This window comes from Paenibacillus sp. FSL R5-0623 (assembly GCF_037974265.1).
GTDB lineage: Bacteria > Bacillota > Bacilli > Paenibacillales > Paenibacillaceae > Paenibacillus.
This window is the reverse complement of record NZ_CP150233.1, coordinates 5181599-5196906: the sequence shown is the minus strand read 5'-3', so window position 1 is coordinate 5196906 and position 15308 is coordinate 5181599. Positions and strand designations below refer to the sequence as shown.

Sequence of the window (15308 nt, the reverse complement as noted above, 5' to 3'; positions counted from 1 at the left end):
TCTCTTCAAATAAATTGAGATAAAACAAATCCCCCTTTCCCGTTTGAAAGGGGGATTTGTTGATGTTTCAGAGACCATTGCCTTGGTCGCTGGGCTATACATCGTCATGTCTCGACCTTCTTTATGCTGTGCACCGGTTTAGTACATTTTTAATCTCAACCAAATGACATCCTGCATTATATTCTTGTATATTCCAAACTTTTTTTGTCAGGACAGGTACAAATGCTGTCAATCTATGGCGCTTGTTTTCATATCCTATATTTTGAAAGCGATTGCTAATTGAATACGCAAATTGAACCGATATTGATGAGTACAGACAACCCCGGGTTGACAAAACACGTCCCGCTCCGTAACATCGGGACAACACGAAATCAATGGATATAAAGGCGGTGAGAACGATGCCGGAATGGACTTCTTTTCGTTACGAAGGCAACGATCTTGGCTTAACATATACTCGTGCAGCAAGTACTTTTAAATTGTGGGCACCTACGGCACAGCAGGTTTATATATTGGTCTTTGAAGATGAAGGGCATTACAACGATAGTGGTAAAGTACAAGATCATGAAAATGGGCAGGAACATACTCTGACGCGCGATGCGGACGGAATATGGACTTTGGAGCTTACAGGCGATTGGGCAGGACATTATTATATGTACCGAATTATCCATGATGATCAGCGGATTGAAGTCGTTGTTGATCCTTATGCCAGAGCGGTAACGGCTAATGGGCAACGAACGGCTATTATAGATCCGGAGACCACCAATCCGGTCGATTGGGACCTGGATGTCAAACCTGCTTTTCTGCATCCTGTTGATGCCGTGTTATATGAGTTACATGTCCGTGATTTCTCCTCGGATCCACATGCAGATATTCCGTATAAGGGAAAATATCTGGCATTCACGGCATCCGGTCTGACGGATAGAGCAGGTAATAGTATTGGCGTAGACCATCTTGCCGAACTGGGAGTTACTCATGTACATCTTCTGCCTGTGGCGGATTATCAGACGGTGAATGAACTCGCTACAGCAGATGTGGGTTCAAACGTCAGAGCACCATACAACTGGGGGTATGATCCCCAGCATTATAACGTTCCCGAAGGTTCGTATGCGACAGATCCTCGTGATCCTGCAGTTCGCATCCGGGAGCTCAAATCACTCGTTCAATCCTTGCACAGACAAGGCATTCGCGTTGTACTTGATGTTGTCTATAATCATACGTATAGCGTGGAAGAGGGACCTTTTGAACGGATTGTACCAGGATATTATTACCGTTATCGGGAGGATGGCACCCTCAGCAATGGTTCTGGTGTAGGCAATGAATTGGCGACAGAACGTCCAATGGTGCGAAAATATATTTTGGATTCTCTCCGATATTGGGCAGAAGAATATCATGTGGACGGATTTCGATTTGACCTTATGGCCCTGATTGATACGGAAACGATGAATGAATTGACACGTGAATTGAAGGAACAGATCGATCCGGCGTTTCTGATCTATGGGGAACCCTGGATGGGTGGAGATTCACCTTTGGACCGCAAAACATTAAAAGGAACCCAGCGAGGTCAGGGATTTGCTGTATTTAATGATCATTTTCGCAGTGCAATCAAGGGCGATAGTGATGGCAGTGGCAGAGGGTTTGTCACGGGTGCCGGAGGGCAGGAATATGAGCTTATTAGGGGATTAGCGGGAGCACTGGATGATTTCACATCTTCACCTGTGGAAGTTGTCAATTATGTAACCGCCCATGACAATCTCAATCTGTGGGACAAAATTGCGACAACAATGAACCTTAGACATGAATTAGGATTTCCCGTATGGAAGGACGGACAGCCCGTGGGTGGCGGGAGTGCTGAGTCCGCTGTAAAAGCAGCAGATCCTTATCGGTATGTGGATGCAGATGATGTTTTGAATCATGAGATGGTTCGTCGCTCTTTACTGTCTTCCGGCATTCTGCTGACTTCTCAGGGAATTCCGTTTCTGCATTCAGGGGATGAGATGCTCAGATCCAAAGCCGGTGATCATAACAGTTATCGGAGCGGGGATGCGGTGAACGCCATCACATGGGCCAACAAATCACGGTTCAGACCGGTGTTCGACTACTATCGTGGTCTTATTCATTTGCGGCGAACACATCCCGCTTTTCGTATGATTGATGCTGAACAGGTACGAAATCACCTTCGTGTTATTCGTGCGGATGGCAACGTAGTTGCCTTTATACTTCAGAATGGTGCGAATCAGGACACCTGGAATCAGATTATGGTCATCTATAACGGAACGGAACATGAGCAGCATGTTGACCTGGGGGAAGGGGACTGGCATGTTGTAGTCAATGATCATCAGGCAGGCACAGACCTGATCGAGACTGTTCGTGGTACTGTTCAGGTAGAACGATGGTCTTTAATGGTGCTGTATGACACAGAGCATGCTGGAGGCGCTGAACCATCAACAGTGGAGATTAGTTTTCCTCGCCAGGTATATAGTCCGAAGGAGACCACTCAACTGCGAGCGATCGTACGGGACAGCATTGGCAATGTGGTAGAAAAAGCTCCAGTTACCTGGACTTCTTCTGATCCGGATATCATTCAGATCCAGCCTGATGGAACAATCCATGCACTAGAACGAGGGGAAGCTTCGATTACAGTCCATTGTGGGGACATAACGGCAAGCTGTATGTTACAAGTGGATTATCGTCATGCTGAACGAATCGAAATTGTGGGCGAACCTGTCATGTATATGACTCGAATCAGTCGCTTCCGTGCCTTGGTTCTGGATCAATTTGGTCAGCCGCTTCAGGATTCTACTATACGTTGGAGCTCTTCTCATCCAGAACTTGCAGCGGTGAGTGCAGCAGGGATCGTACGTGCGATGACACCTGGAGTAACCCATATTATTGCTGAAGCTGGAGGAATCCGGGCAACGCTTGGTGTAACGATTCATAAACAGATTTCGCGAACCGTCACGCTTCGATACGAACGGGAAGACCAGCACTATGAAGGCTGGGATGTCTGGGTATGGGGCACAGGTATGGAGGACGGAGCAGTACGGCTGGAACAAGTCGGAAATGCCGCCGAAGCCCGCTTCCGCGTAGCTCCGGGTCTGCATCACCTGGGATTGATCATTCGATTGAACGAATGGGAAGCTAAAGATACGTGCGGAGACCGTTACGTGGACATTGTACCTGAAGACGGGGATGTGCACATTATTGTCCGTAGCGGATCAGACGAGATGCAGATCATTCGTGAAAGCGAAAAAACAGAGGATCGTAATAGCGCATAGTTTCTTTATTTATAACATCGAATGTAGTTCGTCAAAACCTTGTTAAACCAGCAGTTGGAAGAGATTCCGACTGCTTTTTTGGTCTGATTATGAGCCGCATAACTTGCCGAAAAATAATTAATTATCCTGTTTCGTGTTTGAGATCCTCTATCATTGGGGTAAATATAGATATGGCCCACGATTCGGCCAAAGGAAAAAAGACCAATTATGGTCTATAAGCGAAGCTTTAGCGCTTTCCAACAAATATAATGTAGTGATCCCTTGAAGGAGGATGTTCAATCATGAAATCCAACGGAAAAATGGCTCAACTTACAGCAACGCCAAGAACGGAAAAGAAAGGTGCAGCACTGCGCCTGTTAAGACAAGGCGGACGAGTTCCTGCAGTCGTTTACGGCCCGGGACTTGAAGGTGCTTCAATACATGTAGATGAAAAAGAAATGCTGAAAGTGGCACGCACAGGCCGCTCCGAAATGTTCAACCTGAATGTGGAGGGCGGTAAAACGGTTCCAGTGCTGATCAAGGATCAGCAAGAGCGTAACGGACGTTTGCTGCATGTAGACTTTTTGCAAATCTCCAAGAACAAGCCGATCAGTGTAAGTGTATCGATCGACTTCCAGGGTACAGCGGCCGGCTCGAAAGCTGGCGGTGTATTCCAGACACAGGAGACACAGCTGGAAGTAGAAGGATTGCCTGCGGATCTGCCAACGTCCATTGAAGTGGATGTTAGCGGATTGGATATTGGCGATCGCTTGACTGCTGCGGATATCAAGCTGGACAAAGGTTTGACACTTATAACATCACCTGAGTCCATCATCGCTTCCGTTATGCCGCCACAAGCCGCTGAGGAAGAGCCGACGGCTTCTGCTGAAGAGGCTGAACCGGCAACTGAAGAAAAAGCTACAGAAGAATAAGAAAAGCTCAGGGATCTTATCAGATCGCATGTTTAGCCGAAGCCCAGTCCTGGTGACTGGGCTTTTTATACTTTCAAGACAAGAGATTGGGCTAGTCGCATGAAAATTGAGAATGTACTACAATGTACTACAATGCAAGTTAAAGGGTAAGAAAGTGGGTTTATTTCAATGTTTGATCCAACGGTGTATGACAATCTGAAAGTCGGGTTTGAGAATTATCTCTATGATATGGATAACCTGGATGAACGTATTCAGATTACGGGGCGTAAAGATCGGCTGGAGATGGCAGTGATGTCCAGAGAGTTCACATTACAATTCTGTCTCAGGGATCGCCCGGAAGTAACAGGAGAAGTTGTATTAAGCAGCTCCCTTGAGGAGCTTGCAGCGGAGATCCTGGAGACGCCTGGTGCGAATCCGGGTTGCCGTTTGGAACTACGGTTTAGCATGGTTGTGAAGGAGCCTGAGAAGCAGTGCCCGGTTATTCGTCCAATATTACAGAAGAGCTGGCCTGAGCAGAGGATGTGCCAGACTATCCAGTATATCTTTGATGAACAGCCAATCATGTATAACGTCACGGCTCACGTTTATTTTGATCGCAGTGTGAATGAAGACCAGATGGGGGACATTCCTGAACTCTGTGAGCATATGGCAAATGTGATGGATCAATTATTACAGTTGCATAACCAGTAATTTCGAGAAAAGCCTTGTCTCTTTATAGAGATCAGGGCTTTTTTTGTATTATTTTTAGAAAATTGTATAGGCTTTCAGACTTAGGTTTAAGGTCTTTCGGGTTAATATTTTACGCAAGCAAGTAAGAGAATGTATATTAAAAGGGGGTAAAAGTGCAATTGGACTATACAAAAATGGTGAAATTGCGAAAATAAAATTGGGACTAAAGATTTAGTCCTGTACTAAAGGAACTAGTTTTCCTTGCCGATAAAATATCGAAGGGGAGAAACTACATGACAGAGAAATTAATTCGTCTGCTGCGTATACTTCAGGCTATACAAGCAAATCCTGGAATTTCGGCCAAGGAATTGGCGCTGAAATGCGGTACGACTGTACGCACGATTTATCGTGATCTCCGGATTTTGGATAGGGTCGCCCCGATTATGAATGAAGGATACGGCAAAGGTTACCGATTTATTGGTGAGTTTGCAATGTATCCATTAGATTTTACTGAACAGGAAGCAATGGTCTTTTCCTTGCTGCCGTCCGTAGTTGATACCTCCAAGTTACCTGCTGAGTTCGATTCAGCTTTTGACAAGGTCATGTCGGCTCATACCAAACTAAAATCAAGGAACAGTGACATTGTAGAGAATATTGCGGGAATTATTCGGATGGGCACGCCTGCTTATCGTGAGGAAGGAAAAGACCCTAATTTGCTGATTCCCATTATCGAATCTATTCTAAGCCAGCAAACCATTCGTACTCAATATCATACGCTGACAAGAAATGAGATTACAGTCCGGGATATCGATCCCTATTATCTCATTCCACGTGATCAACGTTTTTATTTGATTGGATACTGCCATTTGCTGCAAAAAGTTCGATTGTTTCGAATTAGCCGTTTTTTGGATGTGACACGAACAAATGCCGGTTTCGAGAAGGGTGATTTCAACATAACGCAGTACATGAAGAACACATGGTCTATTGACCGTGGCGACGAAAATATCCATTTCAAGGTAAGATTCTCTGAGAAAGTGGCCCCCTACATAAAAGAAGAAGAGATGTTTGTTCGCCCGCGAATGACGAATATGTCGGATGGGGGATTGTTATTTGAAGTGACACTGAATAGCAGCAGAGAATTTTTGAAATGGTTGTATCAATTTGGACCCGAGGCAGAGGTACTTGAACCTCGTGAGTTTCGTAGAGAGATACGCAGGCAACTTGTCGAGTGGTTGGAACATTATGAAACCGATGTATCTTTGTGAAAATTTTAATCATGGAGAAATACAGGAAAAGGAGCAGGCAATATGAGCACCAAATTATTCGCAGCTATGTATGGGATGGACCACTACCATGGCGTACAAGCTTTACATGTGGGGGATACCGTGTATCTCGTCAAGGATCCAGATAATCGGTTGGATCATCAAGCGATTAAGGTTGTTATTCCCCCGATTGGAGCCGTAGGTTATATCGTTAATGATCCGCTGGTCGTACCTCATGGATGTTGGACCGGGACGGCATTCTACGATGTATTTCATCAACTAACGTGTGCCAAAGTACGATTCATGATGAGAGATATGGTTATTATGGAGTTAATTGAGATGAGTCACATTCCTGTTCCGCAGATGGATTCTTTGATTAAGGGATGGCAATTTCGTGAGAAAGCTTGATCATCGTAACAGAAGAAGGCTCATTTACGGATGAGCCTGGTATAGGTCGCTTCCAGATGCATGGCTGTTCTTGCCCAACTGAAATGTGCCCTTGCGCTGTCTCGGCCAGCCTTCCCTAACTTCTCGGCAAAAGTGGGATTGCTTGCAAGTGTGTACAGGTAAGAGGCGAAACGTTGGGGACGCTTATAAGCGGTGACAAGGTATCCATTGATACCTGATTCAATAATTTCACGAATACCTCCGTTATCCGAAGCAATGACGGGTAATCCTGAAGCCATCGCCTCAACATTAACCAGGCCAAAAGCTTCATGTTCTTGAGACGGACAGACCAGACAATCGACTGCCCGATACAACTGATCGATATGCTCATGGTTTATCTGACCACGGAAGGAAACATGGATTTTTTGTTTATGGGCAAGTTCGCGAAGTTTACGCATGTAATACGGAGGTCCTTTGCCTGCAACAACCAGTTGAACAGGCATCTGTTGCTGAAGGAGGGCAGTTGCACGAATTAATACGTCTACCCCTTTTCCAGGGATCAGTCTGCCGACATAGAGAATAGAGAATGGTTTAGTTACTCCAAATTGTGTACGCAGATGAATCTGTTCTTCGCTGGATTCAACAGGTCTGAAGCGGCTTAGATCTGCACCCAATGGAACAACACTCATCCGGTGTTTTACCAAGGGAAATCTGCGGCCTAACCTTAGTCTGAGGGATTGACTATTGACGGCAATCCAATCGGCTTTTTTCATTAGTGTGAGTGTGGAAGGTCCGGGCTGAGCAAACGTTAACGAGTGAAGATAGAGTACAACAGGTGTGCGTGGAAAAGCCCGTTTGATGGTAGCCATGCTTCGTGGCCTGTTATCCACTTGAATTACATCAAAGGGTTGTTGGGATAACAGACGTATGACTGCTTTGGTGTAACTGACAGGACTCGATGCAGGGACACGTTGAATGGTGATCCCGTCGATCTGTTCTGTGGCGGCGAGACCTTGCATTTGACGACTTATAATGGTCACCTGATGGCGGTGTGCAAGTTCACGAGCGATGCCCAGAATACAGATTTCCACGGAACCATTACCAGGCAAAGGCAATTTCTCGGGTGCAACCATAGCTATTTTCATGATCTGGCTCCTCCTTGTCCGACATCTGTAACAATCTTCGTCATATATCTTATGAGAAGTTAAAGCATTTGGCTCCTGCGAAATGGTAGATGAATCACTTATAAAGCGTGCAGGAAGAATCTGCTGTAGGGCATTAAGCGAGATACTCAGCTTTTGTGATATACTGTACGGGAACAATTGAATTCGTTACATGTATAAAAGCAGGAGGAAAATAATGTTACATTCTACGCTGGGGCGCTTCCGGCTGATGTTGTGGTTGCAGGGTATTTCGTACGTGTTGCTACTGTTTGTTGCTTTTCCGTTGAGAGATGCCGGGGTTATGCCGCAGGCTGTCACATGGTTTGGAAATCTGTACGGTTTTTTGTTTTTAATGTACTTGTTATTTATGGTGAGTATGTACACCTCACAGAAATGGCGTCTGCGCCGTCCAATTGCTCTGTTTTTTGTTTCTTTCATTCCACTGGGGAATATGATTTACGATGTTGTCGTATTCCGTAAGCTGTATCGTCAACTAAATAAAGCTTGACTTTATTTAACGTTATGAAATATGATGAGTACAGGTTAAACAACCCGTTCCAACTAAAACTACATATTCCTGTTAAAGGGGAGTAGCTTTTACAGTAAAGTCGTCAATTCGGGATCATATCCCCGGCTTTATTGGCAGCAATTTTGTTGTTAGCGAGACCTTTACCAAGTTTTCATGCTCGGTAAAGGTCTCTTTTTGTGGATATAAAAGGACCTTACCAGTGATGGTAAAGGTCCTTTTTTTGTACATCATAAGAATATTAAGGAGGAGTCAATGTTGGATGTTTCATTATTATTAGAATATGGGTGGGTGCTCGCTGTCTTAGTGGTCCTTGAAGGATTACTCGCAGCAGATAATGCATTGGTACTCGCAATCATGGTTAAACACTTGCCTGAAGATAAGCGCAAAAAAGCGTTGTTCTATGGTCTGATGGGTGCATTTGTTTTCCGTTTAGGTTCGTTGTTCCTGATCTCTTTCCTCGTCGATGTATGGCAGGTGCAAGCGATCGGTGCCCTGTATCTCCTGTATATTTCGATTAACCACATCGTTAAAAAGATACTGGGTAGTCGCAATAAGACAGATGAAGCAGCTGATTCAACGCCGAAGAAACCGAAAAAACAATCCGGTTTCTGGATGACCGTTTTCAAGGTCGAAGTAGCGGATATCGCATTTGCAGTTGATTCCATTCTGGCTGCTGTTGCTTTGGCTGTGGCGTTGCCACCAAGTGGATTGCCTGCAATTGGCGGACTTGACGGTGGACAGTTTATCGTTATCTTCCTCGGTGGATTCATCGGGCTTGTGATCATGCGTTTTGCAGCCTCATACTTTGTGAAATTGCTTCATTCCCGTCCAGGACTTGAAGTTGCAGCCTTTGTCATCGTAGGTTGGGTAGGGGTTAAGCTGGCCGTTATTACACTCGCACACCCTTCATTGGGTGTTCTGGATGAGCATTTCCCGGAAAATAAAATTTGGAAATTCGGATTCTATATTGTACTGATCACCATTGCGGTATGTGGTTGGTTCCTGTCTTCCAAAGTTCCAGAAAAAGAAGACGAAAATCCGGTTGAAGAGTTGGAAAAACAAGCAGGGCTGTAATAATCATGTTACGCTAACAACATCATTATTATTTGGGAAACAGGAGATTGTCCTAGGACAATCTCCTGTTTTTGTTTACATATGTAATCTACACCATGGTCCAATTTCCAAGAAAAGGGTTGACACATGAATTCTAGTCCCCTTAATATAAGACTAACATTAACGAAGGGAGGCCGAGAGACATGATGCTTGGTTATGATTTGATTCAAACAGGGCGCAACGTAGACACAATAGCATATTCGGCTCATCGTTTCATTGGCCTCATACGGTCGACATAGGGGATAGGCATATCGTTTAGCGGGTTTATAATCGATATGCGTTCTTCGCTTATATTATAGCGATGGATGACAGACACACAGCATGTTTATGCTGTTCTGTTCTCCGTTATTGTCATTCAGTAGAAGTCATGGGCGATCAGCCTATGGCTTTTTTTAGTTTTATTTTACAGATGAATCAGCAAACCGAATTTGCTGAACGTACAGGAAGGAATAATACACTTTTATGAATACAGAATTTAATTTATTTACTAATCCAAATGAAATCGCAGGTGGCTACCGGCATGAAGTAAAATTGCCTGCAGGCGACCTAACCGTATATGCGGCGCAACAGCTCTTCTCCTCGCTTGATTACAAGGTATTCGAGATGGCGAACAATAATCTGCAGATTCCGGGAATTTCTTATATGAGTTACACGCCAGACGTACACGTCGGTGTAGGTACGTGCATTGGAACGACAGCCGTGTGGGATGCGCAGAGCGGATATGTTTCTCCCTCCATCGTGGGCAGTGACATCGGCTGTGGCATGCGAGTGCATATGACAAACTTACACAAGGACGAATTGAAAGACATCAAGCTTCGCCGCAAACTCGTCAAGGCCATTGAGAAAGTATTGCCGATGGAGGCGAACCAGCGAGGTCATTACTCGGATATCAGACTGGAGCATATTGTTCGTAAAGGACTGCATGGTTTACCCAAAAAGTATATTCCGGACAGCTATACACCGAAAAAATCAACCGCGATGACACATGTGGAAAGCAGCAAGTTCAGTTACGATGAGGATGTGTTAAACCACGTTCCTGATATGACATGGCATCGTTCGCATCGTCAGCTCGGAACACTGGGTGGGGGGAATCATTTTGCCGAGATCCAGGCGATTGAGATCGCTGAAGAGAATCGTGAAATCGCCGAAGCTTGGGGATTGTATGATGGACAGGTCGTGGTCATGATTCATTCCGGCTCTCGTGCATGGGGTGGGTATGTAAGCCAGACGAGTTCGTCAGCGATTGCCAAAGTCATGCAGCGGCTTAACCTGGGTACATCCGATCCCAGACTGGTATTTGCCCCACTTGAGCATACGGAAGGTCGTCATTATGTGAACATGATGTATTCTGCATTGAATTACGCTGTTGTCAATCGTCACCTGATTGCGTATGCTATTCGCGAAGCATTCCGGGATGTGTTTGGCTCCAAATGTGAATTTCGTACGTTATACGATCTGATGCACAACTATGCCTGGGAGGAATCTCACGTAGAAAAAGGTTCCGTTTTTGTGCATCGCAAAGGGGCGACACGTGCGTTACCTGCAGGTCACCCGGACAATCCAAAGCCTTATCTGGCAACAGGGCATCCGGCGCTTATTCCCGGTTCCATGGGAACTGCTTCATATATCATGGTAGGTCAGCCGCAGGGTGCTGATAATTATTATTCAATATGTCACGGTGCGGGTCGCATCCGTTCACGGACGGCAACAAAACGATTGATTAGCGTGGAAGATTTTGCTATGGCACTGGGTGTGGGTACAGAAGATGAGATCGTGGTAAACCAACGCTCACTTGAATCCATTATTGATGAATCACCTCAGGCTTATAAAAATGTAGATGAAATTATAGACAGTGTTACCGGCGCAGGCCTGGCTCAAGTTGTAGCCAAATGCAAACCGCTTGTAGCGGTAAAGGGAGCGAAATAATGATAATAAACGAAAAACAAACAGATCCAACTCAAGCGATCTATACCTATGACGAACAACATGATACCCGAATTCGAGTGGAAGGGTACGCCATCTATTCAAGGCTGATTCGTGGAATCAGTGAGGCACTACTTCAGCGCTATGGAGTTGAGTACAAGCTGTATGCCAGTTCTGACCCGAACAATGAATACTGGGAGTTACTCCGGGAAGACTTGCAAAATGGCAGTGACGAAGTGGAACTGGTAGCCCGTATATTCGAGGATCTGGAACTTCAGACGTTGCATTACAACGATGATGGAGATGTACCCACTTATGGTGTGCACTACTCCATTCGCAATAACGTATTTGCTTATCCGAAATGGGGCGTAGCACTTGTGCGGGTTCCATTTTTCCGAGAGAACGGGATCTACAGTGAAGACTTTGTCTTTGCCATCGGTGATGAGGAGATGAAGCAATTTCTGGGTAGTGTCCGGGAACGGGAACGTCAGCAAAATATGAAAAAAGTAACGGTCTACACCGATGCCCGGAATGGCAGCGATCGCCATGTGGAATCCATCACTCGCTCCGTGGGACGAGAGGATGTTGTTCTCTCGGCACAGATCAAGCAGGATATTTTCCGCTCGCTGGATCAATTTTTCGAAGCGGATCGTTCTTTTTACAGGGATTATGATATCCCGTACAAAAGAGGCATTCTATTGTATGGGCATCCGGGGAATGGCAAAACCACATTGGTAAAATCCATTGCGGGAAGTATCCCGGGCCCGGCTGCGTATTGGCAGATTACGGAGTATACCAACAGTGAATCGGTGCGTGAAGTGTTCGAGGCTGCCAAGCGGTTGGCACCGATGGTACTGATCATTGAGGACATCGATTCGATGCCGGATGAAGTCCGTTCCTTTTTCCTGAATACACTGGATGGTGCTACGTCGAAAGAAGGCATTTTCCTGATTGGGACAACGAATTATCCGGAGAAAATAGATCCTGGCCTCATGAACCGTGCCGGACGGTTCGACCGGGCTTACGAAATTCCGTTGCCAGATGAAGCGCTGCGCCTGCAATATTTGCGCCAACGAGGCTTCACCGTATTTGCGGGTGAAGAAGGCACGATAGAAGCAGCTCGCCTGACCGACACGTTTTCTCTCGCGCAGCTAGGTGAGTTGTATGTGAGCGCTGCGCTGGAATGGCATCAGAATGGACAGACAGACATAGTAAAAGTCATTCAGTCGATGCGTGGCGAGCTGGACAAGAGCCATAAACATACTTGGCTGGCGCAGCCAGGTAAGAGCCGTGCAGGCTTTTATTGATCAGACCTAACCCATCCATCCTATAATATGACGCACTTTTATAAATAATCCTACCTCAATTGGTGATACTAACCTTGTCTGCTCTAACATACAATGACTTTCGGGAGGTACATAACGCAGCCCTGAGCTGGTGAGATGCCGGAAAGTAACGCGATCTGTTCCATACCTGACTAAGACTTGTTTTGCAGAGGAAGATGCATGGGGACAAAAGGTAATATGCAAAAATTTTTATGCCAATTGTTTAAATGCTTCTGTAGCGGTTAATAGTAGACAGACAACAACAAAAACTTTAATTAGAGGTGAATGATATGGGTTGGTTATGGTCATTAATTATCGGTGGTATCATTGGTTGGTTGGCAGGTTTGATCGTTGGTCGTGACATTCCAGGTGGTGTTATTGGTAACATCATTGCTGGTTTCATCGGTGGATGGTTAGGTGGAGTAATCTTGGGCGATATGGGTCCTGAGATGGGCGGATTCTACATTGTACCTGCATTGATTGGAGCGATCGTTCTTGTAGCCATCGTAAGCTTGATCTTCCGTTCGATGGGACGTAGTCGCGGGTAACTTAATCAAGATAATTTCTTGCATTAGTTGTCAGCTAAATGCATTACCAATGAAGAGGTTGATTGAGAGCCATAACCATGGCTTTCAATCAACCTCTTGTTGTTTTAAAATATAAGAATGTATGCGTAATTTAGCATCAGTAATCTATAGATCGTTTAGATAAGAGGGGATGAACGGAATGGAAAAAGCTACATTCGCCGGCGGATGTTTCTGGTGTATGGTTACACCGTTTGAAGAACAACCGGGCATTCATGGCATTATATCAGGTTATGCTGGCGGCCACGTCGAGAATCCAACATATGAGCAGGTCAAAACCGGGGAGACTGGTCATGTCGAAGTGGTTGAGATTACATTTGATCCAGATGTATTCCCTTATGAACGACTGCTGGAGCTGTACTGGCCGCAGATTGATCCGACGGATGACGGAGGCCAGTTCCAGGATCGGGGGACACAGTATCGTACCGCAATCTTTGTGCATAATGAACGTCAACGTGAGCTTGCTGAACAGTCCAAACAGGAACTGGCAGCCAGCGGACGATTCACTCAACCGATTGTTACGGAAATTCGGGATGCAGCTATATTCTATCCGGCTGAAGATTATCATCAGGATTACCACAAGAAAAACGAACAACATTATAAGGAAGACCGTGCTTTATCCGGACGGGACGAATTTATAGACGAGAATTGGAAATAGGATGATATTCTATTCTGCCAATGTAATAAGCCGGGAGAGCTCCTTATGGAACTCTCCCGGCTTATTATTAGATCGAGTATTTATTTTGCAGAATTGGACTTCAGTACATATTTGGACAATGTCTCATCGTTCATGGAATAGATGACATCATCCACATAGGTAGAGACACCTTCTAATGAAGGAACTGAGGCACTGGTTGTGTAGATATGCACGTCTTCCAGCGTCTGTGGATCAAGAATGTATCCTGTTTTGGCAAAATCAAGCTGGTACTGTCCATCCTGCGTCTGGTCCACACGCATAAGCGCAGGCTGTGCGTCCTTGAATGTACGCTCAGTCACTTTGCCTTTCATCGTGTACAATTCCAGCTTCTGCCCTGTAAAGACTGTATAACCGTTGCCAGCCGTCTGAATGTAGGCATCACCTGCAATGGCACGTCCCCAAGCAAGCTTGCCATCGACGCCAAAGCCCATCAGTCGGTTACCTGTGTTCTCAAAATTGGCACGCATAATGATGGAACCATCGTCCAGAATGGCCAGGGATTCACCGCCGCCATCTCCTAATGTATTTGCATTGGCAGGGAATTGGTAGAAGGACAGACGATTCAACGTACGATCATAGACCTCCACTTTGGGATTCGCGGCTTGCTGCCAGAAATTGCCTACCTTGGTTTGTTTACTGGCATCCACCACAATTCGACCATGATCAGCCTTAAGCACGCTACCGTTAATGGTCTTCTCGGTAATCAGCTTGCCCTTTTTGTCATATAACGAGATGGCTGAACGAACCGAACCATTCGATTGTACGCCCTGACTTGAAGCAACCATCAGCGTATCGTTATCCAATAGGGATATGCTTGCAGGTGAATTCACCGTTTTGATCCAGTTGGTTTTACCGGATGTATTGAATGAGTACAATTTTTTGGTTTTGTCCGAATATTCCATATACACATAAACCGTACCGTTGCTGGCATATACCGAATCGGAGTAGGTGGTATAAGGACCACTTTTCTCATGGAATATTGTATTCCACTTCAATTGTCCAGTCGTAACATCGAATGCTTGGAGAGAGTCCAGTTGCCAGTCGAGTGTTGTTTTGCTGCTTGTTTTGGTCACGGGCTGCGAGGCATGTACATATACAAGATTTTTGGATGGCACGGCATGGATTCCCTTGATCATGACATCTTTCTCTGTATTAGCCTCAGATAACATCAGGGAAGATGACGTCCACGCTGGTTTGGGCATGGATTCGGTTGAAGCAGCGGTGTAACCAGTTGTATTCATGGTGAAGAGGAGCATGCCGCTGAGAATGAGGGCAGCCCATGTTTTGGACTTGTGTTTGGTCAATGTATGCAAGTGATAAACCACCTTTCTTCTTCGGTTCGAATAGAACCGATTGTTGAATTTTACCATTAAAGTCAAGCTGAGTTCAACCGAACACACTGTAACCTTTTATCATTGTTTTGTCGAAATAACTATGTTTCGTGAAGTGTAAGGGTTACAGGGAATTCAT

13 protein-coding genes are annotated in these 15308 nt (G+C 45.4%); 11 read left to right on the top strand and 2 right to left on the bottom strand.

Annotated elements, in window-relative coordinates:
* Nucleotides 1-398 precede the first annotated feature (398 nt).
* The 5 genes from pulA to MKY92_RS22840 all read left to right on the top strand — a co-directional run bounded on the left by pulA (nt 399) and on the right by MKY92_RS22840 (nt 6525).
* On the top strand, nt 399-3275 hold the full coding sequence (gene pulA / locus MKY92_RS22860) for a type I pullulanase (protein ID WP_339297762.1): 2877 nt from the start codon (nt 399-401) through the stop codon (nt 3273-3275).
* 281 nt (nt 3276-3556) lie between these two features.
* Nucleotides 3557-4186 carry a 50S ribosomal protein L25 gene (locus MKY92_RS22855; protein ID WP_339297761.1) on the top strand — a complete coding sequence of 210 codons (630 nt, stop codon included), beginning with the start codon at nt 3557-3559 and terminating at the stop codon, nt 4184-4186.
* A 168-nt stretch (nt 4187-4354) separates the two neighbouring features.
* On the top strand, nt 4355-4876 hold the full coding sequence (locus tag MKY92_RS22850) for a hypothetical protein (protein ID WP_339297760.1): 522 nt from the start codon (nt 4355-4357) through the stop codon (nt 4874-4876).
* Between the two features lie 272 nt (nt 4877-5148).
* A complete protein-coding gene (locus tag MKY92_RS22845; RefSeq protein WP_339297759.1) occupies nt 5149-6120 on the top strand; it encodes a transcriptional regulator in 972 nt (323 codons plus the stop codon).
* A gap of 42 nt (nt 6121-6162) precedes the next feature.
* On the top strand, nt 6163-6525 hold the full coding sequence (locus tag MKY92_RS22840; RefSeq protein WP_237176987.1) for an HIRAN domain-containing protein: 363 nt from the start codon (nt 6163-6165) through the stop codon (nt 6523-6525).
* Between the two features lie 20 nt (nt 6526-6545).
* On the opposite strand, the gene MKY92_RS22835 is transcribed toward MKY92_RS22840, so the two are convergent.
* On the bottom strand, nt 6546-7649 hold the full coding sequence (locus tag MKY92_RS22835; RefSeq protein WP_339297758.1) for a glycosyltransferase family 4 protein: 1104 nt from the start codon (nt 7647-7649) through the stop codon (nt 6546-6548).
* Nucleotides 7650-7863: 214 nt separating this feature from the next.
* Here MKY92_RS22835 and MKY92_RS22830 point away from each other — a divergent pair, with 214 nt between their 5' ends.
* The 6 genes from MKY92_RS22830 (at nt 7864) to msrA (ending at nt 13799) form a co-directional block, all read left to right on the top strand.
* Nucleotides 7864-8175, top strand: coding sequence for a DUF3817 domain-containing protein (locus MKY92_RS22830; RefSeq protein ID WP_339297757.1), 312 nt, complete (start codon nt 7864-7866; stop codon nt 8173-8175).
* 276 nt (nt 8176-8451) lie between these two features.
* On the top strand, nt 8452-9270 hold the full coding sequence (locus tag MKY92_RS22825; RefSeq protein ID WP_076212577.1) for a TerC family protein: 819 nt from the start codon (nt 8452-8454) through the stop codon (nt 9268-9270).
* Nucleotides 9271-9771: 501 nt separating this feature from the next.
* On the top strand, nt 9772-11235 hold the full coding sequence (locus MKY92_RS22820; RefSeq protein WP_339297756.1) for an RtcB family protein: 1464 nt from the start codon (nt 9772-9774) through the stop codon (nt 11233-11235).
* Nucleotides 11235-12539 carry an AAA family ATPase gene (locus MKY92_RS22815; protein ID WP_339297755.1) on the top strand — a complete coding sequence of 435 codons (1305 nt, stop codon included), beginning with the start codon at nt 11235-11237 and terminating at the stop codon, nt 12537-12539. The genes MKY92_RS22820 and MKY92_RS22815 overlap by 1 nt, the downstream gene beginning before the upstream one ends.
* Before the next feature lie 308 nt (nt 12540-12847).
* Complete coding sequence (locus tag MKY92_RS22810; RefSeq protein ID WP_017686880.1) at nt 12848-13105, top strand: GlsB/YeaQ/YmgE family stress response membrane protein; 258 nt, start codon at nt 12848-12850, stop codon at nt 13103-13105.
* Nucleotides 13106-13283: 178 nt separating this feature from the next.
* A complete protein-coding gene (gene msrA, locus MKY92_RS22805) occupies nt 13284-13799 on the top strand; it encodes a peptide-methionine (S)-S-oxide reductase MsrA (RefSeq protein ID WP_339297754.1) in 516 nt (171 codons plus the stop codon).
* A gap of 80 nt (nt 13800-13879) precedes the next feature.
* Here the strand turns inward: msrA and MKY92_RS22800 are convergent, their stop codons facing one another.
* Nucleotides 13880-15151: a hypothetical protein gene (locus tag MKY92_RS22800; RefSeq protein ID WP_339297753.1), complete on the bottom strand. Its 1272-nt coding sequence runs from the start codon at nt 15149-15151 to the stop codon at nt 13880-13882.
* Nucleotides 15152-15308 lie beyond the last annotated feature (157 nt).

Coding starts and splice junctions, on each gene's coding strand:
- MKY92_RS22835 (WP_339297758.1), bottom strand. CDS start 7,649: ATGAAAATAGCTATGGTTGCACCCGAGAAATTGCCTTTGCCTGGTAAT.
- MKY92_RS22820 (WP_339297756.1), top strand. CDS start 9,772: ATGAATACAGAATTTAATTTATTTACTAATCCAAATGAAATCGCAGGT.
- MKY92_RS22855 (WP_339297761.1), top strand. CDS start 3,557: ATGAAATCCAACGGAAAAATGGCTCAACTTACAGCAACGCCAAGAACG.
- MKY92_RS22815 (WP_339297755.1), top strand. CDS start 11,235: ATGATAATAAACGAAAAACAAACAGATCCAACTCAAGCGATCTATACC.
- pulA (WP_339297762.1), top strand. CDS start 399: ATGCCGGAATGGACTTCTTTTCGTTACGAAGGCAACGATCTTGGCTTA.
- MKY92_RS22830 (WP_339297757.1), top strand. CDS start 7,864: ATGTTACATTCTACGCTGGGGCGCTTCCGGCTGATGTTGTGGTTGCAG.
- MKY92_RS22850 (WP_339297760.1), top strand. CDS start 4,355: ATGTTTGATCCAACGGTGTATGACAATCTGAAAGTCGGGTTTGAGAAT.
- MKY92_RS22845 (WP_339297759.1), top strand. CDS start 5,149: ATGACAGAGAAATTAATTCGTCTGCTGCGTATACTTCAGGCTATACAA.
- MKY92_RS22840 (WP_237176987.1), top strand. CDS start 6,163: ATGAGCACCAAATTATTCGCAGCTATGTATGGGATGGACCACTACCAT.
- msrA (WP_339297754.1), top strand. CDS start 13,284: ATGGAAAAAGCTACATTCGCCGGCGGATGTTTCTGGTGTATGGTTACA.
- MKY92_RS22810 (WP_017686880.1), top strand. CDS start 12,848: ATGGGTTGGTTATGGTCATTAATTATCGGTGGTATCATTGGTTGGTTG.